The organism is Streptococcus dentiloxodontae, from assembly GCF_053206925.1.
On the sequence record NZ_JBRUHR010000002.1, the window covers coordinates 24304 to 48484 of the forward strand.

Here is a 24181-nt window from a genome sequence, read left to right on the forward strand (position 1 = left end):
CCTTAAGAGGTTTTGGTTTCGCCAGTGTAAGGGTCCGTAGAAACCATTTGATATAGTTTGGTATGACTTGGAATCTTGTTCTCAAAGGGAACGATGGTCTGACCAGCCACGATAAGTCCTGACCCCTTGCCTTTTGGCTTGGTAATGTACTTCTCTAGAGCTGGTGGCACATCGAGCACAAGTCTGAGCGACTCCATATCCTGAGGTTTGTGTTTTAAGAGGACCATAAACTCACTGTTAGACAGCATGTTTCGTCCCTCTTCCTTACTGGTCAAGGTACCAATGTTTTGGGTAATCCCTGTAGGGATGGCCCCATATTTCCGAATACGGGCCCACAGTTCCGCAAAGAAAACAGCGTCATTTTGGGTACGGAAAGACTGATGAATTTCATCCCAGAAAAGGCGGATGGTCAAGATACCCTGGTACTGAATAACCTGGTTCCAGATGTAGTCTTGCACCACCTTGAGGGCGAAAGGTTTGAGCTTATTAGATAGCCCCTTGAGGTTAAAGATAACCATGCGGTCTGACAAATCCACGTTGGTCTCGTGGGCAAAGATATTTAGACTCCCTGTGGTGTAGATTTCAGTACTCTTGGCCAAGTCCTGAGCTTCTTCTTCAGGCTGTTCCTTTAGAATAGCCTGCCATTCCTTCAGGGTTGGCTTATCATGACGCTCATAGACCAGACGAGTCACACGGTCGATGATACTGGTCTGGGCGTCTGTGACCTCCTGCAGAATGCTTTCCAGCAAACCAACCAAGAGGTTAGCCTTATCCGCAATCAAGTCAATGACGTTCCCGTGTTCATCGTAGAGGGTCTCATCTGTATCTGGCAAATCCAAGAGATTGAGGTGGGTGTTGGAGTTGGTCCCGATTTTGACCATCTCTGCCCCAAAATAGAGCCCAATATCACTGTACTCGTCTTCAGGGTCCACAATCATGATTTTGTCTTCCGTGTACTTCAGGTAAGTTGGGACAATCTCATTGGTCTTGACCGTGGTGGATTTCCCTGATCCAGATGACCCAATGACAAAGCCATTAGGAGCGTTTAAATCTCGTTGACGGTCAAGGGTAATCACATTGTTAGAGAGCTGATTTTGACCGTAATAGAGGGCACGTGGACTCTCTGACTGCAGGTCCACATTAGTGAACGGAACCTGTGTCGCTAGGTTTGCGGTTGTAAAGGGACGCATAAAGTCATCTTTGACATCCAGGAAAGGATAGCCGATAGGCAACATGGTATTGAGAGCGTCCTCCTGGTAGTAGAAACAATCCTCAAAGGTCACCCCCAGGCGACGGCCAGCCGTCTTGACCTTAGAGGCGTTCAGCTGCATTTCCTCATAATCGTCTCCTGTGACATAGACAGCAATGACCCCGTTAAAGATTTTCATGTCTTTATCGGTCATGGCTTCTTCCCACTCGCCAGCGGTATCACTAGAGGCTTGAGCAACACCAGAGACAGCTAGCTCAGGGTCAATCCCGTGCTTGGCTGCTTCACGTTGGTTCTTAATCATCTCCATCTTAGCGGTGGCTTGCTCATTCTTGAGTTGCTCAGTGATTTCTCCTGGCTCATAAGGTTCCGCATGAATGGTCAGAGCCAGCTCAATCCCCTCATCCATGATTTTCTTAATCAGTTTATCGGTCAAGAAACTTGGATAATTTCGGATAAACATGACTTTTCCAAAGCGGTTGTCAATCTTGAAATAGTCCTCCATGAAATGGAGACGGTTCGGAGCGACAAAATCTTTCGTCCTAAAATTGGAAAGCTTGACGTCCTCATAGTCATAAGGGATATACGGATTAAACCGCAACAATTCACTAAAAATCTCCATCCGTTCCAACCCTCGGAGCGGTGACAAGGTGACGTCCACTTCGCTCAATTCACTCTCCAGGGATTGACCGATTTCATAGAGTTGATTTTCAGCCACGCTGCGCTCTTGAGTGTCCGTTGTGATAGTCACGTATTTCTCAACCTTGAAATTCTTCTTGTCGATAGAGAAGCGGTCGCGAATCATATCGTTGTATTCCTTACGGATTTCATTATAGCCATCCTCTGCAGGTTGGTAGAGGATTTGGCCAAGCGTGTCCGTTTTGACACGACGATTGATGAGCAGCAGCTGGAAATAATTGCCTGCTTCAAAGGCGTTCAGCCCTTCCGCATAGCGGTCAATGATGTCCAGCTTGCCTTCATCTGGAGCTGACGTATAAGCCACGTCCCCCATCTTGTAGGTCTTGGACCAGAGGTCCTTGGCAATGTGCATGGTCCCATTTTCATAAAGACTGTTATATTTAAGTGAGTTTTGTGTTGAGGGTTTCACATTTCGCTTAATCCGTTTCAGCCGTTCTTTCTCAGCTGCCGTCAGCTTCTGTGTCCCCTTTTTTGGCCAAAAAATCATGTTTAGTAAATACCTCCTTCGTGTTGTGTTCCGTTTGATAGCTGCGTTCTTGAACCGTGTAGCGGAATTTCCAGCGCTCCAGGTAAACCTTTTCTCGACCAGATCCGTAGAGGAAGGTTGGAGGCAGAATCACCGCCATCAGTAAATAGGTCAGTATATTAGGTAACTTGAGATACCAAAAGAGGACGCAAATCCCAATCCCCAGGACCATACCGACCCGCATGACCAGCTGACGCTTGGTCAATCCAAAAAGAAAAGGAGGGTCAAAACCTCCGAATTTGCTCAAGAATACTGAGCCAATTTTATTCATAAGCCGTCCTTTCTAAAGCAAAAAGCACCTAACCCCTGTTAAGTGCTCATCGTGTTATCTTAATACTCATCTCTCATCATCCGTTGACGGTCTAAGGCTTCCTTGGTCATCGCTGTCGCTACAAAAATAATGAGCGCAAGAATAATCCAGATTTCCACCTTAGGGTACGGGAAAAACATCCAGCCACTCTCTGATGATTGATAGTGGAGATTAGTCACGTGAATGCTCCACCAATCCAGCCATTTTTCAGCGGTCTCAAAGGTGATGAGGTTTATTTGAGCCAATCCTCCAAAGAGAAGGAGAACAATAATGTGGAAGCAGGTTTTCCCAAAAATCCAAAAGATTAGCACGCCTAAGATAGACTTAAGAAAGTTCCAGCACCACAAAATAACAATCACAGGGGCTGTGATAAGTTTTATCAACAATTTGAAAAACCAGTTAATAGCAAGCCCCAATTTGCTGGGGCGTTTGTAATCTTCTTCCATGAGAAAACCTCCTAAATTCCGTTTCATCTTTCTCTTATTGTATCACAGTTCAGATAATTTTTACATCGCTCCAATCAGGGACCGTGCGAGTCGTTGACTGCCAAACAAGACAAAGATATAAACAAGCCCTTTTCCGACTGACGTGAAGGCAGCTGCCCAGGTCTCCCAGCTCCCACTTAGTTTAGCATCTAAAAGGTCGCTAGCCATGAGCACTGGGAAGATACGAAGAATAATCAAGATGACAACGCCCTGGAAGGCCACTGAGGCAAAGAACCGTAAAGCTGTATAAACGATTTGACGGGTCGCCTCAGACATATAGCAAGCCACCAGAATGGGGGCCGCTGCCTTAATAATATACATCTGCATGTAGCGCAGAAACATCAAGAGACGGGTTGAGACCTTCATAACAATCTCAATCCCAGCCCCAACAAAATTCAATACCGTTTTTGCAAAATAACCCTTGACCCCGTCAACACTGATAGCAGTGTCAACATCCTTAGCAGATACCGCTCCGTCAATGATACGCAGAGCAATGTTAAAGAGTTCAACCATACCGCCAACGATATGACTGGAATAACGGACCAACACAAGGGCGAGCAGGTATTTATAGCCTATCTCAAACCACTTCTCCTTGGTCAAGCCCCCTCCCTCACGGGCAAAGGCTCTATCCCAATTATCCATTTCAATCAAAAAGAAAAGCCCAACCATCACGTAGCCCATAGGGCGTAAGGCTGAGACAATGTCATTGACGGTCGCATTCACAGTTGGATTATACTGGTTCAGGGTTTTTGCGAGTTCTGAAACATCCAAACGCCATCACCACCTAAATACTAATTTGGTTAAGGGCGGTTACGATAGCTGCTGCGATGGCTGCAGAACCTCCTGCAATCATTCCCCCGTAAGTCATCCCTGAAATGCCCTGTTCTTGAAGCATTTTCTGGTCAATCTTTTTCCCTGTAGTGTAATCTTCCCAGCCGTTCCAGATACCAAAAAGGCCACGAACCACACCAACAGCTCCTAGAGCTGTGACAATCGTTGTCAATAATGTCATGAAGACACCTCCCAAATAAAATAATGTACGTTGAGATAGCCTGAGCCATCCTTGAATTACTAAGGCCTTTTGAGACGTACCTAGGTCTATCTACGGGGCTATGCTGCTCCTAGAAACTTACCTGATGACCAGATAGGCTTTTAGGAGCAGGATAGCCTGCCCTAGTTTTTAAAGCTTAGGTAGAGACCAACCACAACAGCAGCAAACCCTAACAAACCAACACCCCAAGTCATTCCTGTTTCCCCCGTAGATGGCAAAACAGCTTGCGCTTGGGTTGGTGTTTCAGCCGTAGGGGTATAAGTTGGGGTTGCTGGTTCCTCAGTGGTCGTCACCACTTGGTTGGACAAGACAATGACGTCATTGATAATCAGCAAGTAGTCATTGTAGGCCTCGCCAGCCGCAATCCGTTTGACCTGGATGTCAACATCCAAGTCAAAGAAATTGTTTTGGTCCAGCTGGGCAAAGAAATCACGGTTCAGCAATAGCGGTCTTCTTTTGAAATCCAAGGACTTTCATGATATAATATCTCCATATCTCATAAAACGAACCCTTTGGTCTTATCTGTTTCGTGTCAAAGGGTTCGGAGTGAAAAAGTTCATCTGCCAGGATGAGCTTTTTTTGTTGTCATAACGATAATTTCCTTCAGCGACTTTGGCGATGGTAACCCCTGCCCGTCAGTTGCAAGTAAGGCTCTCCCAAACACTTAATCCGTCTTGCAATCAAGACATGGTCTCGTTGAATGGTGCGGATATGGCGATAGACCTTATCGTAAGGCATCACCACTTCCAAGAGCTTGACTTTCCCTTCCAGGACACCTTTGCGCTGCACTGTGCCGTGCTTAGCTTTTAAATACAAGGTTTCGCCAGTGTCCAGGTGAGCGGTGGCGTTCCCTGTTCGCCCAAGTTGCTTCAAGTCTGAGATCGTTACCTCAGAGTGATTTTTCATTTCGTTCATCGTGTTCTCCTTCAAAACGAAAGGCTGGATTTACAGCCATGCTGGGAGGAAGACTTTCCTCCGCCGTGTTTGTGACGCTTGATTTATAGTCTAGGAACCAAAAACTCCTTCAGCCATATACTTCCCTTGAGGGAAATATGCTTTTACGTTAGTGCAACAGCGCTAGATATATTTTCTAGCTCGTTCACCGCCCCTATTTCTCTTTTATGCTTAGTTGCGCTAATCAGGACAGTGCTGGTATTCAGTTGTCAAAGAACCTTAAGTAGTTTTACGACTTGCTTAGGTCAAGGGATTAAAGAATTACCTTTATTTCAAAAGATGGTAAACCAAATGCTATTCCTAGAATATACGTTAGGAATAAGATAATTAGTAATGCGAGAATATATCTAGAAACTTCCTCAAGGTAGAGCTGTAAATCGATCCCTAAAGCGTTATATAACTGATATAGGAGAGCTGCTATCGTTATAAATATAAAAATATAAGCCAGTATTGCCATAATTTCACTCCTTTTTTCATAATTTGAAATCGTTGATAAACCTATTCCTGTCTCATCAGAGACTTCTCTCATTGTTTTCCTTCGAGATTGCTGATATTAAACTGGTCAAAGTAGAACCAAAACATAATACCAGGAATAATTTGCTAGAAATCAGTCCTGCTATAGCCAATAAGCTTATAACTAGATGGAATAATATCAACATATTTATCCTCCAAACTGTTGTTTTCTAATCGTCTGATTCCATTCAGCAACAATCCCGTTAAAAACATATTCAGCAATCTTTTCAGACGAGCTAGCAAACCTCATATTTTCTAAAGCGTACTTGTAACGTTTTTCAAAATGAATCATGGCATAGTCAGCTGCCGATTGTGTGAAATTTTCCTTGAGCAGTTGCTCATGAACCAAGTCCCAAATATAGTCTTTGTCATACTTGGTCACTTTATCAACTTTTCGTGATACTTGGCCTTGATTTTTTTCTTTAGAATTTTGAGCTGCTTTTTCCTCCTCGTCCTCAGAAAGATTACTATAAGTCTTATTACTATAAATCTTATTATTATAAGTCTTACTTGAGTTTGAATTTGAAACTTCTTGAAGTTTATTTTTGAAACTTCTGGAAGTTTGATTTTGGGAAGTCTGGAAGTTTGATTTTGAAACTTCCGCTGTTTCTGCGGGTTTTGGGCTGTTTTTTGTCTCTTCAAAGTCAGAGTTCAAAAGACTTTCCTTGGTTTCCACGTTTTGAAGATAGAGTAAATTAGGCTTATTCAAACCTTGACGAACTTCTTCAAGTAGACCATATTTGACCAGTTCCTTTTTTAATTTAATGACTTTATTTTTTCCGAAACCTAATATTTTACAAAGGGCTTCAACTGTATAAATCAAGTAAACACAGTTATTATCATCCACCCATCCATTTCTCACTGATAGTTGAAAACGATTATAAAGAATTCCATAAAGGTATTTACCTTCTGTACTGAATTTGCTGTAATATCTTGATTCAACAAAAGCCATAGGAATCTTAATAAATCGCTCTCCTGTTTGAATCTGTTCCAGTGTAATACGTCCCATAGTCTCACTCCTCAATCGCCTGAAGATAAAAATTCCCTTTTGCATCAAACTTGACTAACTTGAAATCTTCAAGCTCAGAAAGCAGGCTCTCAGCTTTCTTTTTTGATACATTCATACTTGACATGATTTCAGTTAAAATCATATTTCGTGATTGTTTCTCTTTAGTGGTCATTTCAATCCTCCTTAAGTGTTCAGGTCTATAGTAAACTTGCATAATTTTTGGCTTCCTTTCAAAAAATTAAAGTAACGAAAAAGAGAACGCTATTCACGTTCTCTCGATGTTATTTATTCAATTCTCCCAATTTAGGACACATACGTAGGCTGTATGACTTGTCAGACCGGACTTATTGCTATATAATAAATAAGTAAATTAAAGAAAGGATTTATTTACTAAAAATGATTAAAGAACTTAAAGATTTTTTGTTCAAAGGCAATGTTCTTGATCTTGCCGTAGCCGTTGTTATGGGGGCTGCGTTCAATGCCATTATCACATCATTGGTTAGCGATATCATCACACCAGTGATTTTAAACCCAGTTGTTAAAGCTGCTGGCGTTGAAAACCTCTCTAAACTAACTTGGAATGGGATTACTTATGGAAGCTTCTTGAGTGCTGTACTTAATTTCCTTATCGTCGGAACAACACTCTTCTTTGTTGTTAAAGCTGCTAATAGAGCAATTGCTCTTGGTAAGAAAGCTGACGAGGAAGCTGCAGAAGCTGCTGGACCTTCACAAGAAGAACTCCTTACTGAAATCCGCGACCTTCTTGCTAAGCAATAAGGTTTATCTAACCAAAATAGACTGGAGATGCCAGTCTATTTTTATTTTTTGTACGTGAAAAGAAGCTGAGTAATTCAGCTTCTTTTCTTGATTATTTAGAATTTTTTGCGCTTACGTGCAGCTTCTGATTTACGTTTACGTTTTACAGAAGGTTTTTCATAGTGTTCACGTTTACGAGCTTCTTGAAGAGTTCCCGCTTTCGTTACAGAACGTTTGAAACGACGAAGAGCGTCGTCAAGTGACTCATTTTTACGTACGACTGTTTTAGACATGGATTTCACCTCCTCAAGATAAAGTAACAAAAATATGTTCTGCTTTATTATAAATTAGTTAGACTATCTTGTCAAGCGAGAAATAATTAGAGAACTATTCCAATGATCAGAATGAGACTGTCTATCATTCTGCTAATCTTCTCTGATTGTATATCACTAACAGGAATGTCCTCCAATTAGCACAAGCAAAATAGACCATTCAAAACTGTGGACTTTAAGCTTAAAATGCAAATAAAAAGGGAGGGGGACAAAGAAAATATCCAGTGGATGTTTTCTTCATGAGCTTAAAAACAAAAAAGCGAATCGGGATTTCGTAGAAATCGATTTTGTAGTCCCACCCCCGCACAGTTGATTAGGAATTGACATGAACTAGCGTTCATAGAATTAGATAACCTCCAACAGTTCCCCAAACTGTTGGAGCTATCACTTGCGTAATTGAACACGAGCTGCGGATTGTGTCAAACTGTTACGGCTATTTATATGACAGTCCTAGAGACTTTGTCCCAGCCTTTTTATTCCTCAATAGCTGTGTATTGTGATGCTTGTTGAATGTATTTGTCGTAAGTGCCATTATCAACAAGTTCTTTGATGACCTGATTGATTTTTTCTTTAAGTTCATCATTTCCTTTTGGAAGAGCGACTGCTTTGGCATCTCCATCATCAACCTTCAAGGCAGCACTTGCAATAGTAATATCTGAGTTTTGTGCGACATAACCTTGAGCGATTGGCTTTTCGAGATCGACAGCATCAACTTGACCGGATTTTAATTCATTGATAGCTTCTCCCATAGTTGTCAATGACACGATAGAAGAGTCAGGTAACTGTTCCTTAGCTAAACCTTCTTCAATAGAGCCTTTTAAGACAGCAACCTTTTTGCCTTTTAGAGAATCTATGCTTGAATAAGAAGAGGATTCACCTGTTCGTACAAGAATGGCATTTTCAGTCTCATAGTAAGGATCTGAAAAATCAAAGGTTTTTTTACGTTCCGCTGTGACCGAAATCCCCGAAATAGCAATATCAGCCTTGCCTGATTGCAAGCTTGACAAGACATTGTCAAAATTCATGCTTGAGACTTCCAGCTCAACCCCTAGTTTATCAGCAATGGCCTGTGCTAGAAGGATATCTGATCCGACGACCTGATCTTTACCGTCCACCAAGGCTTTAAATTCAAATGGGGCATAGTCAGGACTGACAGCAACGGTCAATTTCCCTTCCTTTTTGATGTTATTTAAAAGATTGCCTTTTGATGAACTACAAGCTGATAGGCCAACCAAGGCAACGGTAAGTGCGACTGCTCCGAAGAGCCATTTTTTTATTTTCATAAGATACTCCTGTATAACTATACTTTACGATTATTTTAAGCGACAGCCGGATATTTGTCAACTCTTATGGAGGGCTTCTGATAATCTCGCCAGACCAGCTTCAAGCACCGCTCTTTCTCCGCAGAATCCAATACGAACATGCCCTTCAATATCAAAACGATTGCCCGGAATAACTAAGACACCGTATTCTTTAAGAAGATTGAGTGCAAACTCTTCAATGGACTGATTGACTTCCAATTTGACAAAGGAGGTAGAGACCTGAGCAGGAGGCACCCATGAGGCTAGAGGCTCTTGGTTAATCCATTTCTGCATTAAAGCCATATTGTCAGTTACAATTTTTCGATTGCGCGCCAAGATTTTCTCTTTATGCTGAAGGGCCAAAGTTGCCACCATATCGTCAAAAACACCTGCACAAATCATAGTATAATCACGATAGTCACGCAGAATGTCTGCAATTTCGCGATTAGAAGCGACCCAGCCCACACGAATACCAGGAAGCGAGTAAGTCTTAGACAGACTATTAACCGCAATTCCTCTATCATACAAATCAACGATAGAGGCTGTTTTTTGGTCGCCAAAAGGCCGGTAAACTTCATCCGCTAAAATATAAGCACCTGCCTCTTTTGCAATCTTGACCAGCTCCTTGAGGTAAGAAGTCCCCATGACAGCACCTGTCGGATTATTGGCATTATTGATGCAAATCAACTTAGTGTTGGGACGAATTAGCTGACGCAGTTCTGCTAGATCAGGCAGCCAGTTTTCTTCCTCTTTTATTGGCCACAAGTCCACAGCTGCGCCTAATGATCTTGGAATATCATAAAGCTGCTGATAGGTGGGATAAATAGAAATGACATGATCCTCAGGTTCAATCAAAGCATATAATGCCAGCATACTTGCACCTGTTGCACCATTGGTCTGTAAGATATTATCCACAGGCATGTTTTGATAAAGCTCAGCCACTTCCTGCTTAAATTCAGGCGAGCCTTCAATCCATCCGTAGTTCAGAGTTTTCTTGCCTAATTCCTCATAGAAGTCTTGAGCATTTGTCTGTGTCAAGTCAAAAAGTTCAGCTAGACTGAGTGACTTGATTGAGACACCCGCAATGTCGTATTTGGCTGATTTTTCATGTACATTGAGCCATTCCTCAACGCCAAAACGTGGTAATTTCATAGACACTCCTTATTTTTCTTACTTTGATAATACTTGATTTAGAACGTTTGGTCAATAGCAGAGCTTATTCACATTTATCCGCTGCTTAGATTGATTAAGGGGAACCCTGCGGCTTTACTCTCTCTTGTTTCCAAATGAAAAGGAGCTGCTTTTTTAGCTCCTTTTATTTACTCACTGCTGTCATCTGAACTGTCCACCTGAGTATAGGTTGAGGCCTTGGCAAGCCACTGGTCAAATTTACCGGAAGACTTCACCTCTGTAATGACTTGATTAATTTGCTCAAGCAGCTCATCAGAACCTTTAGACACAGCTACTGCATAGGCATCTGTTCCATCAGATTTTAAGCTAAAATTGGCCAAGGTCAAATCATCATTTTGCGCGATATAGCCTTCTGCGATAGCTTTCTCCAAGACAACTGCCTGCAGCTGACCGCTTTTTAGCTCATTAATCATCTCACCGTTTGAAGTTAGTGAAACAATACTGGAATCCTGAAATTGGTCTTTTGCTGTTGTTTCTTGGATTGACCCTTTCTGAGCACCAATTGACTGCTTAGACAGGCTGCTTATGCTTGTATAAGTATTCAAATTTGTTTTCTTGATAATGACAACATTTTCAGATTCATAATAACTGTCTGAAAAATCATATATATTTTTACGCTCGTCAGTCACCGAAATACCAGCAATAGCAATATCTGCCTTGCCTGATTGAAGACTGGCCAAAACATTATTGAAAGACATCACTGAAAATTCTACTTCAACACCAAGCTTATCGCCGATAGCCTTGGCCAATTCAATATCAGCACCGACTAATTCATCTTTGCCGTTGATTAGCGTTTTAAATTCAAATGGTGCAAATTCGGATTCCGTAGCAACCACAATCTTACCATTATTCTTAATGTCCTCTACTTTTGTTCCAGACGAAGAACTGCAAGCCGACAGAATAATAATTGCAGTCAGCATTAGTGCTCCCAATAAGTATTTTCTCATAAATTTCCACCTATTTTTATATTTATACATATTTTAAGGAAAAATAGTATAAATGTCAAGAGGTTATATAAAAATAACAGGGCAAAAATAACTTGCTCTGCTATGCTTTTAGAACTTGTATTCATAAGAATTTTTGTGACAGTCTGCCTTAAGTGGTGGGGACGGCAGCGACCGACTACGTCGTTCCATGCCTAATTTTCGAGCCTAAGGTCTCGAAAATCCCCACGATTGTTGCCCGAAACGGGCAACAATCTCATCACCACGGCGGCAACTGTCGTCTTAGCGACCTTTCGGTCGCTTTTTTCTACCTATATCATTCAGATGAATTTTGTGAATACAGGTTCTTAAAATGATGGTGTTATTTATAACTGTTCTTTGCCTGACTTGGAAATAATTAACTCACTCTTTAAACCATTCAATTCGATAGTGTTTTCAGCATCCTCAGCAGAAAAATCATCTGTTTTCTGACCATCTTCTTCAAAAGAAATTCTAGTGCCAAATCCCTTTTTAATCGTCTGGAAACTATAGTCAGCAGGAACACAAATCTTAGAGGTGGCCGAAAATTGATTGAGCGCGATTGCTCCTTGATGGGAATGAACGGTCACTGACAGATCCAGATTGCTGTCTAATTCTACTTCTCCACTTCCGCCATCAATAATAATATCTGAGACCTTACCACTGAATTCAAAACGGTCACTGCAAAGGTTAACTAGATCTAATTGTTTGCTGTGAGCCGCAAGCTCAATTCTGCCAAGGTATTTTTGAGGCAGTACAACCAAGATAGTTAGACCTTCCTTGGCAGCCGCTTCTGTCATATCGTCTAACCGATTCAAATGGATATCAATGCGGTTTTTAATATCATCAATTTTTACTTTGAAGACTTCTGAAAGATTCTCCAGACTATTGCTTAGCAGATTAACTTTGATTTTCTCACTCGCCTCAGCTATGATTGCCACACGATAAACACCGCCTAAGTGTATATCAAAATCTTTTCGCTGATCAATATCATAGCTTGTCTTGCTTTCATAAAGAAACTCTTTTGAAGCGTGAGCTGTTTTTTCACCTGAAAGCAATTCATCTATGGAAATACCAAATAAATCGGAAAGAGCCTTCAAATTTGAAAGATCTGGAGTCCCTGCACCCGATTCCCATTTAGTAACAGCCTGTCTGGAAACATGAATAGCCTCAGCCATCTTTTCCTGAGATAAACCTAATTGTTTTCGATAGGTTCGCAAACGTGCTTCAAATGTCATTAACTATCACCTCGTAATATTTTAGAATACCTCTTTAGTATAGATTAAAACAGGTACATACAGCAAGCACCTTTTAGTATCATTTGAAAAAATCATCGCTACTTAGCGTAGCATTCTTGAAATAGAGCGGTTTTAAAGAGGATTAGGAACTCCTGCCCTAGATAATATCATTTCACATGAGGAAACGAAAAATAGCAGATAAACTCCAAAATGATAACAAGTATTGGCAGTCAAAACAACTGTTTTTTGCTATCGTATCAATTATCAATAACTGTTTTGTTTGAGAACCTTTCGAAGCAAGAGGAACAAGACTTGCTTGTCATTTAACCTAGTGTTCTTAAAAAAAGCAGACCAAACATCATTTTAACTTAATTGTCAATACATTTCAATTTGGAGGAGAATATGCTTGAACAAAATCAATTTAACTATTTTCTAATCATATGGGGCGGGCAGCTGATTTCCAGTATAGGAAGCGGACTGACATCTTTTGGACTAAATGTTTATATTTTTGAAAGAACAGGCAGCGCCGTGGCCTGCTCATTGGTGAGCTTATGTGCCTTTTTTCCATTAGTTTTCTTTACACCCATTTTCGGATCCATTGCTGATAAATTCAGTAGATGGAAATTAATGCTAATTGGTGACTTTTTCTCAGCGCTGTGTCTGGCGGCCATGCTTACAATGATTAGCCTAGGAATCACTAATATTCCTGCAATTTGCATCTGGGTGTTCCTAAGTTCCTGTTTTGCGGCTGTTCTGGATCCGGCTTATAAGGCCGCTGTAACAGACTTGCTGACAGCAAAAGAATTCTCCAAAGCAGGCGGCCTCGTTCAATTGGCCTCATCTGCTAAATACCTGCTGTCACCAATATTGGCTGGATTAATTTATCAATTTTCCGGGATAACCCTTATACTGCTTATAGATATGTTTACCTTTTTCACGACCCTGTTTACCGTAGGCTTTACCAAGAAAATCATGGCTGAGCATCAAAAAATTGATCGTTCAAAATGGCATGTTAGCAAAGATATTGCAGAAGGCTACAGAGAGTTAACTCAGGCCAAAGGAACTAAACTATTATTGCTTTTGTCCACTGTTATCACCTTTTATGTGGGGATTATAGAGACACTTATTAAGCCGATGCTGCTGGAACTAACCGATTCTTCCAGCTTAGGAATCATATTATCTCTTAGCGCTACTGGCATGCTCATTTCCAGCCTTATCTTAGGTGTAAAAGGGATTAAAAAAGAGTATCTCAAAGCGCTCTCTTTATCCTTTCTAGTTATGGGGATAACCATCTCTATTATCGGCTGCTTGACAAATTTGACTTGGATTGCTGTTGTTACTTTCTTATTCTTTTTGACGATTCCAGTTTCAAATGTCTGTTTAGACGTGTTGATGCGATGCAATATCAGCAGAGATACGCAAGGAAGGGATTGGGGTCTGATATCCTTTATTTCCCAACTCGGTTATATTGTTGCCTACGCTATTTCTGGCGCTTTGGCAGACTATATTTTCAATCCGCTCTTATTCAAAAATGGTGTCTTAGCAAACTCCATTGGCAGAATTGTAGGAATAGGTTCTGAAAGAGGGATTGCACTGATGCTTATCATTTGCGGTATTTCTATGATTATCTTAAGTCCGTTTCTAAAGGGTGGTAACAGTTTAAAACAAATGGAAGCTAATTGCCTTAATTATGATTTGGAGGATTGATACAAGAAGATGAAAAGAAAAATAATTTGGAAAGAGCTGCAAAAAGGAAAAATAATTTGTCTTACTCTCATCGTATTTATTACCATGGCTTCGTCGCTATTTGCCTCGGCGGTTAATCTTCTATATTCACTCAACAATTCGCTCAATACTTTTAGTGAAACAGCCAAGACATCTCACCTTCTGCAAATGCACTCTGGAGACTTAGATACAAAAGCTATCAACAGCTTTGCAAAGCATAACCCTTCTGTCAAAGACTGCCAAATTGTCAAGATGTTAAACATCAGCTCAGAAGACCTCTATATTAATAGTGATGGAAATAATGAAAGCGGGAGTGTGATAGACAGCGCCCTAGTGGTACAAAATCGTAAATTCGACTTTTTACTAAATTCCAATAACCAAGTGGCTTCTGTCAAAGAAGGCCAAGCACTTGTCCCTGTTTATTATAAAATAAAGTATCATCTCAAAGTAGGGGATTCGATTAATATAAAAACTGGGACTGATACCATCAGTTTTAACATTGCAGATTTTGTCAAAGATTCTGAAATGAATTCTTCATTCGTATCGTCTAAACGTATTTTAGTGAATCAAAAAGACTGGGAGAAGGTTGCTAATCAAACGGGAAGCTTAGAATATTTGATAGAATTTCGGATGACAAACACGGATGCCATTAACACCGTAGAAACAGCTTATCAAAAGCAAAACTTACCCTCTAACGGGGCATCTATCACTTACTCTGAAATGAAATTGCTCAATAGTTTGACGGATATACTGACAGCCGCATTGATAATGACTGTGGTAGTATTTCTTGTTGTTATTTCTGTGCTCTGTGTAAGATTTGCAATGCTGTCAAGCATTCATCAGGATTATATAGACATTGCTCTCATGCGGGGGCTTGGCCTTCCTGATCATTACATAGAAAGCAATTACCTTATCAAGTATTCTTTGATAACGATGGCAGGCTGTATTAGCGGCTACTTAGTCTCTCTTAAATTAACCCCGCTGGTACAAGAAAATCTTGAACTCTATATGGGGATAGCTGATAAAAATACCATTAATAATTTAATACCGATACTAGCTTCTGCTTTTATAGGCGGTGCTATTGTTCTTTTATGCAGAAAAAGCATCAAAAGAATTGAGAAGGTGAATACTGTAGAAGTTTTACAAGGTCAGGATGGAATGTCCAGTGATAAGGTCATCAAGCATCCTTCATTAATTGGAAAAGGAAAAAAATGGGCCAATATTAAACTTGGTATTAAATACTTGCTAAGCTATAAGAAACCCCATGTTCTTCTCGTGCTTATCTTTACGTCACTGTCTTTCTTAGTCTTACTGCCAGTTCAAATCACCAGCACGCTTAGATCCAGCCAATTTACATCCTATATGGGAATTGCTCAAGCGGATCTTAGAATTGATTTTCAACAAGAAGGAGCTAATAAGAACAAAGTGGCATCAATTCTTAAGAACTGCAATAACGTGGCTAGTTACCAACTATTTAATACTTATTTGGCAGAAACTGCAAATGCTGCTGGAGAGCAAGTGACAGTCAATTTTGAAACAGGAGATTATTCAGTATTTTCTTTGTCCTGTATGACAGGAACCCTCCCAAAGAATACCAATGACATTGCCGTCTCTTACTTATTGGCAAATGATCTAGGAATCAAGGTAGGAGACAAGGTTACCTTTACACTGTCGGGTCAATCGTACAGTTACAAGGTCAGCGGGATTTATCAAGACATCACAAATGGCGGCAAAAGCGCTAAGTCTATTAAGCCGATTTCAAATGCTCAAGTTAACAAAAGCGTCCTTGATGTTAATGTTTCATCTGACAACGATAAACAAAAAGTCAAAGAAAAACTTGAAGACGCTTTTCAGGAGGGAAAAGTAACAGATATCAACGATTATGTTAGTCAGAGCATGGGAGACATTATTTCACAGTTTAATAGAATTACTATAATAACGCTAATGATTGCGTTTTTAGTTACACTGCTGACAATTGCTGTCTTTATGAAAATTTTAACCATCCGCTATAAAGGAGACATTGCCCTTATGAAAGCTCTGGGATATAAAAACAGCGATATAAGAACACAATTCCTAACAAGATTGATTATACCTTTGCTTAGCGGAATTCTATTAGGATCAATTCTGGTAATTTTTGCAGGGCAACCTTTGGTAAGCTTATTTGCAGCATCTTTAGGGGCTCCTAAAATCGGCTTTATAAGCAATCCGCTGGTTGTTTATGGCCTATTCCCAATAAGCATTACAATCATTGCAGCTGCTATGGTATACATATCCAGTTATATGTTGAATCATGTCAAAATGATTTAAAGATAAGGGAGGAAAATAATAGTGACAACAGTATTACGGATTAAAAATCTTACCAAAAGTTTTAGCAATGGCAGAAACAAAACGGTTAACGTTCTTGATAATATCAGTTTTGATATAGAAGAAGCTGATTTTATAGCCATAATGGGGCCTTCCGGTTCGGGAAAGTCAACATTACTCTATAATATCAGCGGTATGTCCCTTCCCTCAAGCGGTGAGGTTATTCTTGAAGGAAAACCGATCACTGAATTAAGTCAAGAGGAACAGGCCGACATGAGGTTACGCAAATTTGGCTACGTCTTTCAGCAGCCTTATCTCATTCATTCACTGACAGTCGAGGAAAATATTCTGTTAGCTGCTTCTGTTCTTCATAAAAAGGTAGATAATACTATCCAAGAAAAAGCGGATAGCTTGATGAAACTAACAGGAATTAGCGAACTAGCAGATAGGGATACGATGTCTTTGTCTGGCGGGCAAGCACAAAGAGTCAGTATCTGCCGAAGTTTCATGAATGATCCCCAAGTGGTTTTTGCAGATGAGCCTACTGGTGCTTTAAATTCTAAGACCTCAGAAGAAATCATGGATTTGTTTGCGACTATTAATCGTCAGGGAAGTACAATCGTGATTGTCACCCATGACCCTCAGGTAGCAGCTAAAGCTAAGCAAGTATGGTTTTTATTAGATGGAACAATCTATCAGAAAGAAGAACTTGGAAAATGGGATAAAACCCAAGAGGCTCTCATGGAGAGGAAACTTAAAATCACCAAACTAATGTCTGAAATAGAAATTTAGCATTTAAAAAGAGCATGGTTCTCATGCTCTTTTAAGTTAAGATTTTTGTTCTAAGTGCAGTGGCTTGTAAGAAATCGGCCTTAGGAGAGACGTTTTAGGGCAGCAACTAAAAATGAAACAGAACTGAACTTCCACGAAGTTACCAACCCTGTTCCATTCTTATTTTTCCTGAGAAAATCGAATCTCCAATTCCTTGGCTCTGCTTATCATCTCTTTAGGAAAAGCTTCTGTTTCCAGAATATTAATGGCATTGCTGGTTTGCGCCTTCCCCTGTTTCAGTTGATAATCATAACGGATACGTCCCTCAGTATACTGAGAAGAAAAGTGTAAGTGTTCAAGCGACCAGCCTTCATAATCAATTATCTCCTTATCATGAGTAGAAATCATAAAACGGCATTTCTGAGCACTGAGCCATTCAATAAGAGAAATCCCAGTTGCCAAACGATCAACTGTATTGGTTCCTTTAAATAATTCATCAATAAAGAGATAGGTGAATTTTTGATCACAAGCAGCGGAGACCATTTTCTTAATAGAATGGCTTTCTGCAAGAAAATAACTTTCTCCGTTTGTCAAGCTGTCTTCAACAGACATACTGGTCATGACTTTACCCTTTTGATAAGAAAATGATTGAGCAAAGGCAAAACCAAAAAGCTGGCTGATAATCGCATTAACAGCTACTGTACGTAAATAAGTTGACTTCCCTGAGGCATTGTCCCCACTCATGATTATATTTTGTGAAAACGAGACAGGATTAGCAACCATATCTGTCATTAAAGGATGATAGATAGCTTCTGATTGAATCTCTTGCTTATCATTTGTCACGCTGTAACAATAGTATGGCAATGTTGATTTATAGTCTTGAAGCGCTAAACTAGCTTCTAAAAGCGATAAATGATCATGCAATTTCTTTAACAAATCCGTATGATTTTCTATCATGGCGCAAAGGAAATAGTAAGCAATAAAAGGGAGTAAGAATATAGTATTTAGATACTCCATTATAATCCCAATATCTGTTGACAAATCGCCTTTGCCAAAAGCAATGGATAAGTACTGAATACGATGAAATGGTTTAACTTCTTTTACTAGTATTTCTTTTAGAGGACTATCAATTTTGCTGATTTTTCGTGCAGCTGTCAGCATTCTAACCAAATAAGACAGACTGTCCAACTTCTGATTTAAGCGCGTCTTAGCTAAGAAAGATAAGACAAGGTTGAAAGCAAACCCTGTCAATACTAATGTCGCTGCCAACATTGGTGAAATAAAAATAGTCAAAAGAGATAGGAAAGGGTGAATTGCTAAGTACAGTATGCACCATTTCTTCCACTTGGCTTCTCTTGGCGGGGAATTTAAAGTTGCTCTTATCCCATTTTCACTTTGTTTACCTAGTTGATCAAATATATATAAGATACGAAATCTCTCACCAGAATGCTTACTGAAAAAATTTTCTAAATCAGCACTTGTTTTAAAATCGTGTATTCCAATACCATTGATTTTACTAAAAAGGTATTCTGCACCAAGGCTGGAGTAAGTTCGATTGAACTGACGAAAAACTTCTTCTAGATTGAGATCCTCCCAAGTTTGTTCATCTATAGGATCAGATCCTGAATCTTTTAAATAACTTTCTAGACTGTCAAATAAACTAAGGGAACTATCCTGCTTACCAATGAATTTTTCTTTTCCCCACTGCTGCTTTATTTCTGACATTCGCCGTCTTCTTTGAATGATTTCAGCACAGATAACAAAAATAAAAACAGCCAGACAGATTCCAAGAATAACAGATATACTCATGATTCTCTCCTTAAAATATAGAAAACAGTCAGATGAAATTAAATAACACAGAGCAACTATTTTCAATAATGCAATCTACGTCAAGTAGTTGCTTTACTGTGATAAGCGAGATAAAAATAAGTGTAATGCTTGATTAAATTAAAGTCACTAAAAGGGGGAGTTCTGTCCTTTTGGTCGCAGTATTTCAATACTATATCTGAAACTAAGCTTTTTTTCTTATTATTCCAGTTCCTTTTGATTTCCGAGATAAAAAGAGTCTATAAAAAGCCGTTTTTTAGACTTAAATTTCCGCTGCTTCAGCTAAATGAACTCCATAATAATGACTCATCAGGCCGACTTCATGGCTATTATAACTCACTGCTATTAATGCGGTCAAGCGGATGCAGCTTTTTATCCAGCAGACAAGGTAAGGCATTAATTTTGAACAGGCGAAACAGCCTATCACGCGCAGCATCAAGACAAATCCCAAGAAGGAAAAAAAGAGTGGGAATCGCTAAAATCAGGACAGCAAAAGTTATGCCGTTAACATTTGAAAAGAGCTGAGCCAATCTTGGAATAAAGTGATCATAAATTAAAGGGTGAACATGGCTGAGGTAAACGCCCAAACTCAAAGGCCCTACAATAGTCACAGCTACCTCTAGTCTTTCAGGTATCCTTTTGATTTTAGCGAAGATTAAAAAGATAGCCAAAGAAGACGTTAAAATAGTTCCTGAAGTATAATGCAAAAGAAATTCTGACTTAAAAAGAATAAAGAGATAGGTGATTAGGGTCGAAAGAAAAACAGCACTGCCTAATAACCGAAAGGACACTTTATCTTCCAGTTTGTATTTTTTGATATAAGCTCCTAAAATATAGAGGTAAATCAGCCAAATCATGCTGTAGCCATTGTCCAAACTAAATACTTTCTCGTCAAACACAAAAGGAATAACTGCAAAAACAAGAAAAGTCGTTATAAAGAAAAGCACAGCCTGAGATTTGGTCTGGTTTTGGATAGCTGTATTTAAAAAAGGAACAAAGAAATAAAGTCCAAAATAAGCTGTCATATACCAATAATAATTATGGTAAATCGGTGAAAAAGCTGTAAGCCAGCTATCAGAACTCAGAAGGTTAGGCTCTATCAAACTGATTAAGCCTGTTATTAAAAGTGAATAGAAAAGCACCTGAAGCCACAAGGTCAGCAACTTTCCATAATGGTGTTTAGCTGTCAGTCCAACATAGCCGCTAATAAGCGCATAAATATTAACCGAGCTGTGAACAAGTATCTGCAGACACCAAGCATAGACATACAAGGGACTGCCCTTCGTCTTGATAAGGTCTAGGATACCGCCTTGGGTCAATACATGCAGACCGCAAATCATAAACATGGCTGCAATACGGGCTAATTCAATACCTGGGTGACGAGATTGTTTGGCTGTCATGTCTTCCTCCCTATCGCTAGAATTGGAAAATAGATTATCAGCTTCTCATTTTTCAAGAAATCAACAGGCCTCATTATACAAAAACAGTATTACAGTTTAGTAATAAACAATTGACGTTGATTACCCTTCCTAAACATTCCTATCCCTATTGAGATTAAAAAAGCACTTCTGCTACTCTAATATAACGAAAGTGCCTTAAGTTTCAATTAAAAGTCTAGGAAAAAGACAGTAAGCCGTGCAAAAACAAATGGTGCAGCTCTTGGATTTTTCTTTGACTAATCTGCTTACTGTCAACCTGATTTAAACCTTCCATAAAATCAATAATCGTTTCGGTGGATAGGTTACTGTCAATCGCATGCGCCTTTTTACCGTATTCAATGTAAGAACGGTAAATTTCCCGCTTTTCCTTATTAATCCGCTTTGCCAACAGTTCAGTAAACCGCTTATCGTCCAAAGCCTCCTGAGTAAAATACTGAGAAACAGATAAATTCACCTTTTGAGTACATAAGTTCAAAGCTTTTTCTAGCTTTTGCTCAAATGGCAGAGCCTCTTGTTTCAAAATTGTCCTTGCTTCTTCCAAACTATCCCCAATAATAAGCGGGAGGCACGCTTCAATCAGCTGCTCCTTGCTGCCAAAATAGTTATAAATGGATACGGGTGAAACCTGCGCTGCAGCTGCTATTTCTTTCATACTGACAGCTTTAAATCCCCTACTTTGAAAAAGACCCAAAGCTGCACGAATAATAGCCTCTTTTTTTCTCTGAGTATTCTTTTGATATTTGTTCATAAGACTTCCTTTCAAAATAAGTATAGCATAACTTTGAAATAAATTTAATTAAATTTCAAACTCTTGACTTCCTGAAAATAATTTTTTAAAATAAGTTTGAATTAATTGCAATTATATTTCAAACTTAAGGAGAAAAATAGTGGCAGATTCATTGATAGATTACCTTATTAGGCAGTCAAAAAGGCCTAGCGGACTTATTGGCGGTATAATGACGAGAATCTGGTCAATTTATTTTCGTGGTCTGAGCACATGGACTTTAAAGCAGATAGACAACCCAAACAATCTGACTATCTTAGATGTCGGCTTCGGCGGCGGAGCAAACCTGAAGCAGCTGGCAAAACAGCCTCAGGTTAAACTTTTTGGCATTGATGTCTCTGCTCAGGCTTTCAAACAGACGCGCAAACGCCTCCAAAAAGAAATTTCAGCTGGCATCGTTTACTTGCAGCTTGGTGATGTCAGCGCTCTGCCCTTTCCTGACCAAACCTTTGACCTTATCATAGCAACCCAGACCCATATCTATTGGGATAACTTAGAACTGGGTTTAGCAGAATGCCGCCGTGTGCTGAAAAAGGGCGGACGCTTACTGATAACGAGTGAGAAGAGTATGATAAGCTATCATTTGCCTACCTATAAAGATCCTGCTGTTTTTTTACATCTGCTTAGACAAATTGGCTACAGGCAGATTCAGATAAGAAGCAATGAAGTCTACTTAGGATTTATTTGCGAAAAATAAAAAGAAAAACTGCTCTTTGACCTTTAATCAATACAAAGCAGCAGTTTTTTCAATTTAAATTAATTTGTTTTAAACATAGTCTGGCAAAAAAAGCTAAAGCAATTCATAACATTTACTTTTACAATTAGGCTATTGTCCTGATAGTCTCTTCTGAAAATAGTGAAATAATTTTGCTCTAAAGTAATCAACAAAGATTCCCAGTATAAAAATGATAAATGTCAGTAAAACAATAAGGAACATAAATATAAAGAGCTTGTGAGGCACAATCACATCTGCCAGCTTAGGCAGAATTCGAGTAAACACCAATGGATGAACATGGGTAAGATAAACTCCTAGAGTCAATGGGGAAATGGTTAAAACAATACGTGACCACAAAGGTGGTAATTCTTTTATCTTTAGGCAGATAAGGAAAAAGAAAAGGCTTTGAAAAACGACTGTCGGTGATATATAGCTTCTCCATTGAACATAAGAAAACCAGTTTAAAGAAAAAGTTAACCCGACCATAACGATAAGACCCAAAAAGCACTGCCAGAATCTAATATCTTTTTCCAATTCAAAACGTCTAACAGCAGCACCAAACAAATACATCACTAACAGCCATAAAACACTATAACCTTCGGTCAAGCCAAAAATATCTTGTTTAAAAAGCGTTGGAAGCAGCGAAAAAAGCAGAAAACTTCCAACAACTAACTGCCCCAACTGCTTCTTAGGCAGCACTTGAACCGCCTGATTTATAAAAGGGGCGAATAGCAGCAAACCAAAATAACAGGTCATGAACCAGTACTGATTATGGACAATGGGAAAAACAGCATTGCTCCAATCTTGTAAAGTAATACCTTGCTTTGAAACTATTGAAAATAAAGCTGTGATTGATAAAGTATAGAAAATCACTTGCAGCCATAAGCGGCCAAATTTTCTATAGCTAAATCGAGAGGTCAAACCAACATAACCACTAATTAAAATATAAATATTAACAGCAGCGTAAGAAAAAGATTCTAAAACATTTGCAAAAACATAGTAACCATTCCAAGAATGTCCAAGTTTATCCAGTATACCACCAATCCCAAGAATATGAAGATTGCAAATCATCAGCATAGCCAAAATTCTGGCAAGCTCAATTCCCACATGGCGCGAGGAACCCTGCCGTTTTTTAATCACTTCTTTTTTGAAATATCATTTTTATTATGCCATAAGCAGGATGAAAAGTCTTTAGAAAAAAGCATCATTCTGTACAGATTTGTTCAATGACTCAGATAGGCTTATCTTTACGTTTCTCAAATCGAAACATACCATCAGAAAACTGTTCATCGTCCGATGCATCAAGTCTGTCTGTTTCATTTGGATCGGGGTGATGAGAATTGAAAAATTCAACAATGTGAAAGCCGCAGCGATTGACATAAAAATGAATATTCCTTTTCTCAAAATAGGGGGTCACCGTTGTCCAAATAGTAACCTCAGGAAAGCGTTCTTCCACTGCGCACCATGCAGCATATCCTAAACCTTTGCTATGAAAAGCAGGTAGAATAAACAAAAGATCTAACTCACCATGACAACCTTCAATGTTAACAACTAAACCGCCAACTTTTTTCCCGCCATCTATAATCCGATAAGCCTGACCGCTGTCAATTGAGCGCTCAATTGTCTCCCGTGAAATAATCTCTCCTGTTTCATTGACAGAAGCCCCCTTTTCAGCTAATCCCGCCTGAGCGCCATAGGCAAAAGATTCCTGATTATCACGAATAAACTGCTCTCGGTCACTTTCTTTCAGCAATTCAAGTCTTACCGATTTTCTCATATTATTACCGTCCATTCTACTATCGTTGTTATACTAACAATATGCTGTTAAAATCCCTTGCCTAACTCCAGTTATACCTGTTCGTTCTACCGGCACAAGCCCATTGTAATCAATACCATTACAGCAAGCGAGCTAGTGAGGGCTCTAGGCAAGATCCCGTAGGACTTGACGCAGTCTATATGTCAGTCGGCAGTCATGACTGATTTAATTCTGCCGTTTCCTCCAAGCCAAGCCTTAATTGATTGCTGAAACAGTCTGATAACCAAAACGCTTCAGCAAATCCCGCCCATATCGCAGACAAAAAG

The 24181-nt window shown here is 39.5% G+C and carries 24 protein-coding genes; 5 read left to right on the plus strand and 19 right to left on the minus strand.

The genetic code is table 11. From position 1 onward, the window contains the following. Positions 1-2: 2 nt before the first annotated feature. The 9 genes from ACVRZ8_RS01575 to ACVRZ8_RS01615 all read right to left on the minus strand — a co-directional run bounded on the left by ACVRZ8_RS01575 (position 3) and on the right by ACVRZ8_RS01615 (position 6926). Positions 3-2393 carry a VirB4-like conjugal transfer ATPase, CD1110 family gene (locus tag ACVRZ8_RS01575; RefSeq protein WP_447447576.1) on the minus strand — a complete coding sequence of 797 codons (2391 nt, stop codon included), beginning with the start codon at positions 2391-2393 and terminating at the stop codon, positions 3-5. Next, entirely contained in the window at positions 2347-2703 is a 357-nt protein-coding gene (locus ACVRZ8_RS01580; RefSeq protein WP_447447577.1) for a PrgI family mobile element protein, read from the minus strand. The genes ACVRZ8_RS01575 and ACVRZ8_RS01580 overlap by 47 nt, the downstream gene beginning before the upstream one ends. A gap of 59 nt (positions 2704-2762) precedes the next feature. Next, positions 2763-3215: a hypothetical protein gene (locus ACVRZ8_RS01585; RefSeq protein ID WP_447447578.1), complete on the minus strand. Its 453-nt coding sequence runs from the start codon at positions 3213-3215 to the stop codon at positions 2763-2765. Positions 3216-3248: 33 nt separating this feature from the next. Continuing rightward, complete coding sequence (locus ACVRZ8_RS01590) at positions 3249-3998, minus strand: hypothetical protein (RefSeq protein WP_447447579.1); 750 nt, start codon at positions 3996-3998, stop codon at positions 3249-3251. A gap of 13 nt (positions 3999-4011) precedes the next feature. Further along, a complete protein-coding gene (locus tag ACVRZ8_RS01595; RefSeq protein WP_447447580.1) occupies positions 4012-4239 on the minus strand; it encodes a hypothetical protein in 228 nt (75 codons plus the stop codon). Positions 4240-4400: 161 nt separating this feature from the next. After that, positions 4401-4721 (minus strand): LPXTG cell wall anchor domain-containing protein, encoded by a 321-nt coding sequence (locus tag ACVRZ8_RS01600; RefSeq protein ID WP_447447581.1) that lies wholly within the window; start codon positions 4719-4721, stop codon positions 4401-4403. 160 nt (positions 4722-4881) lie between these two features. After that, on the minus strand, positions 4882-5193 hold the full coding sequence (locus tag ACVRZ8_RS01605) for a hypothetical protein (RefSeq protein WP_447447582.1): 312 nt from the start codon (positions 5191-5193) through the stop codon (positions 4882-4884). A 700-nt stretch (positions 5194-5893) separates the two neighbouring features. Next, positions 5894-6754, minus strand: coding sequence for a replication initiator protein A (locus ACVRZ8_RS01610; protein WP_447447583.1), 861 nt, complete (start codon positions 6752-6754; stop codon positions 5894-5896). 4 nt (positions 6755-6758) lie between these two features. Continuing rightward, positions 6759-6926: a hypothetical protein gene (locus tag ACVRZ8_RS01615; protein ID WP_447447584.1), complete on the minus strand. Its 168-nt coding sequence runs from the start codon at positions 6924-6926 to the stop codon at positions 6759-6761. Between the two features lie 224 nt (positions 6927-7150). Between ACVRZ8_RS01615 and mscL the strand changes: the two genes are divergently transcribed. Next, entirely contained in the window at positions 7151-7531 is a 381-nt protein-coding gene (gene mscL / locus ACVRZ8_RS01620; protein ID WP_447447585.1) for a large conductance mechanosensitive channel protein MscL, read from the plus strand. A 95-nt stretch (positions 7532-7626) separates the two neighbouring features. On the opposite strand, the gene rpsU is transcribed toward mscL, so the two are convergent. The 5 genes from rpsU to relB form a co-directional block, all read right to left on the minus strand. After that, complete coding sequence (gene rpsU / locus ACVRZ8_RS01625) at positions 7627-7803, minus strand: 30S ribosomal protein S21 (protein WP_002884573.1); 177 nt, start codon at positions 7801-7803, stop codon at positions 7627-7629. A 512-nt stretch (positions 7804-8315) separates the two neighbouring features. Next, a complete protein-coding gene (locus ACVRZ8_RS01630) occupies positions 8316-9125 on the minus strand; it encodes a transporter substrate-binding domain-containing protein (RefSeq protein ID WP_447447586.1) in 810 nt (269 codons plus the stop codon). Positions 9126-9182: 57 nt separating this feature from the next. Continuing rightward, positions 9183-10295, minus strand: a complete 1113-nt coding sequence (locus tag ACVRZ8_RS01635; protein ID WP_447447587.1) for an aminotransferase — start codon at positions 10293-10295, stop codon at positions 9183-9185. A gap of 167 nt (positions 10296-10462) precedes the next feature. Beyond that, on the minus strand, positions 10463-11281 hold the full coding sequence (locus ACVRZ8_RS01640) for a transporter substrate-binding domain-containing protein (RefSeq protein WP_447447588.1): 819 nt from the start codon (positions 11279-11281) through the stop codon (positions 10463-10465). 362 nt (positions 11282-11643) lie between these two features. Further along, on the minus strand, positions 11644-12534 hold the full coding sequence (relB, locus tag ACVRZ8_RS01645; protein ID WP_447447589.1) for a type II toxin-antitoxin system RelB family anti-toxin: 891 nt from the start codon (positions 12532-12534) through the stop codon (positions 11644-11646). A 402-nt stretch (positions 12535-12936) separates the two neighbouring features. On the opposite strand from relB, the gene ACVRZ8_RS01650 reads away from it, so the two are divergent. Genes ACVRZ8_RS01650 through ACVRZ8_RS01660 form a run of 3 tightly spaced genes read left to right on the plus strand, consistent with a single transcriptional unit; the run spans position 12937 to position 17355 of the window. Next, positions 12937-14241: an MFS transporter gene (locus ACVRZ8_RS01650; protein ID WP_447447590.1), complete on the plus strand. Its 1305-nt coding sequence runs from the start codon at positions 12937-12939 to the stop codon at positions 14239-14241. A 9-nt stretch (positions 14242-14250) separates the two neighbouring features. Beyond that, entirely contained in the window at positions 14251-16566 is a 2316-nt protein-coding gene (locus ACVRZ8_RS01655; protein WP_447447591.1) for an ABC transporter permease, read from the plus strand. 21 nt (positions 16567-16587) lie between these two features. Continuing rightward, a complete protein-coding gene (locus ACVRZ8_RS01660) occupies positions 16588-17355 on the plus strand; it encodes an ABC transporter ATP-binding protein (protein WP_447447592.1) in 768 nt (255 codons plus the stop codon). Positions 17356-17514: 159 nt separating this feature from the next. On the opposite strand, the gene ACVRZ8_RS01665 is transcribed toward ACVRZ8_RS01660, so the two are convergent. The 3 genes from ACVRZ8_RS01665 to ACVRZ8_RS01675 all read right to left on the minus strand — a co-directional run bounded on the left by ACVRZ8_RS01665 (position 17515) and on the right by ACVRZ8_RS01675 (position 21348). Beyond that, entirely contained in the window at positions 17515-19143 is a 1629-nt protein-coding gene (locus tag ACVRZ8_RS01665; RefSeq protein ID WP_447447593.1) for a MutS-related protein, read from the minus strand. 347 nt (positions 19144-19490) lie between these two features. Further along, positions 19491-20561 (minus strand): acyltransferase, encoded by a 1071-nt coding sequence (locus tag ACVRZ8_RS01670; protein WP_447447594.1) that lies wholly within the window; start codon positions 20559-20561, stop codon positions 19491-19493. A gap of 214 nt (positions 20562-20775) precedes the next feature. After that, positions 20776-21348 (minus strand): TetR/AcrR family transcriptional regulator, encoded by a 573-nt coding sequence (locus tag ACVRZ8_RS01675; protein ID WP_447447595.1) that lies wholly within the window; start codon positions 21346-21348, stop codon positions 20776-20778. A gap of 139 nt (positions 21349-21487) precedes the next feature. Between ACVRZ8_RS01675 and ACVRZ8_RS01680 the strand changes: the two genes are divergently transcribed. Next, positions 21488-22081 carry a class I SAM-dependent methyltransferase gene (locus ACVRZ8_RS01680; RefSeq protein WP_447447596.1) on the plus strand — a complete coding sequence of 198 codons (594 nt, stop codon included), beginning with the start codon at positions 21488-21490 and terminating at the stop codon, positions 22079-22081. 129 nt (positions 22082-22210) lie between these two features. On the opposite strand, the gene ACVRZ8_RS01685 is transcribed toward ACVRZ8_RS01680, so the two are convergent. Continuing rightward, positions 22211-23239 carry an acyltransferase gene (locus tag ACVRZ8_RS01685; RefSeq protein WP_447447597.1) on the minus strand — a complete coding sequence of 343 codons (1029 nt, stop codon included), beginning with the start codon at positions 23237-23239 and terminating at the stop codon, positions 22211-22213. A gap of 91 nt (positions 23240-23330) precedes the next feature. After that, positions 23331-23891 carry a GNAT family N-acetyltransferase gene (locus ACVRZ8_RS01690; protein WP_447447598.1) on the minus strand — a complete coding sequence of 187 codons (561 nt, stop codon included), beginning with the start codon at positions 23889-23891 and terminating at the stop codon, positions 23331-23333. Between the last annotated feature and the right edge of the window lie 290 nt (positions 23892-24181).

What these genes read in the sequence shown, in the direction of transcription:
- ACVRZ8_RS01575 (WP_447447576.1), bottom strand. Translation starts at nt 2,393, where the DNA reads ATGATTTTTTGGCCAAAAAAGGGGACACAGAAGCTGACGGCAGCTGAG.
- ACVRZ8_RS01580 (WP_447447577.1), bottom strand. Translation starts at nt 2,703, where the DNA reads ATGAATAAAATTGGCTCAGTATTCTTGAGCAAATTCGGAGGTTTTGAC.
- ACVRZ8_RS01585 (WP_447447578.1), bottom strand. Translation starts at nt 3,215, where the DNA reads ATGAAACGGAATTTAGGAGGTTTTCTCATGGAAGAAGATTACAAACGC.
- ACVRZ8_RS01595 (WP_447447580.1), bottom strand. Translation starts at nt 4,239, where the DNA reads ATGACATTATTGACAACGATTGTCACAGCTCTAGGAGCTGTTGGTGTG.
- ACVRZ8_RS01605 (WP_447447582.1), bottom strand. Translation starts at nt 5,193, where the DNA reads ATGAACGAAATGAAAAATCACTCTGAGGTAACGATCTCAGACTTGAAG.
- ACVRZ8_RS01610 (WP_447447583.1), bottom strand. Translation starts at nt 6,754, where the DNA reads ATGGGACGTATTACACTGGAACAGATTCAAACAGGAGAGCGATTTATT.
- ACVRZ8_RS01615 (WP_447447584.1), bottom strand. Translation starts at nt 6,926, where the DNA reads ATGACCACTAAAGAGAAACAATCACGAAATATGATTTTAACTGAAATC.
- mscL (WP_447447585.1), top strand. Translation starts at nt 7,151, where the DNA reads ATGATTAAAGAACTTAAAGATTTTTTGTTCAAAGGCAATGTTCTTGAT.
- rpsU (WP_002884573.1), bottom strand. Translation starts at nt 7,803, where the DNA reads ATGTCTAAAACAGTCGTACGTAAAAATGAGTCACTTGACGACGCTCTT.
- ACVRZ8_RS01630 (WP_447447586.1), bottom strand. Translation starts at nt 9,125, where the DNA reads ATGAAAATAAAAAAATGGCTCTTCGGAGCAGTCGCACTTACCGTTGCC.
- ACVRZ8_RS01635 (WP_447447587.1), bottom strand. Translation starts at nt 10,295, where the DNA reads ATGAAATTACCACGTTTTGGCGTTGAGGAATGGCTCAATGTACATGAA.
- ACVRZ8_RS01640 (WP_447447588.1), bottom strand. Translation starts at nt 11,281, where the DNA reads ATGAGAAAATACTTATTGGGAGCACTAATGCTGACTGCAATTATTATT.
- relB (WP_447447589.1), bottom strand. Translation starts at nt 12,534, where the DNA reads ATGACATTTGAAGCACGTTTGCGAACCTATCGAAAACAATTAGGTTTA.
- ACVRZ8_RS01650 (WP_447447590.1), top strand. Translation starts at nt 12,937, where the DNA reads ATGCTTGAACAAAATCAATTTAACTATTTTCTAATCATATGGGGCGGG.
- ACVRZ8_RS01655 (WP_447447591.1), top strand. Translation starts at nt 14,251, where the DNA reads ATGAAAAGAAAAATAATTTGGAAAGAGCTGCAAAAAGGAAAAATAATT.
- ACVRZ8_RS01665 (WP_447447593.1), bottom strand. Translation starts at nt 19,143, where the DNA reads ATGAGTATATCTGTTATTCTTGGAATCTGTCTGGCTGTTTTTATTTTT.
- ACVRZ8_RS01670 (WP_447447594.1), bottom strand. Translation starts at nt 20,561, where the DNA reads ATGACAGCCAAACAATCTCGTCACCCAGGTATTGAATTAGCCCGTATT.
- ACVRZ8_RS01675 (WP_447447595.1), bottom strand. Translation starts at nt 21,348, where the DNA reads ATGAACAAATATCAAAAGAATACTCAGAGAAAAAAAGAGGCTATTATT.
- ACVRZ8_RS01690 (WP_447447598.1), bottom strand. Translation starts at nt 23,891, where the DNA reads ATGGACGGTAATAATATGAGAAAATCGGTAAGACTTGAATTGCTGAAA.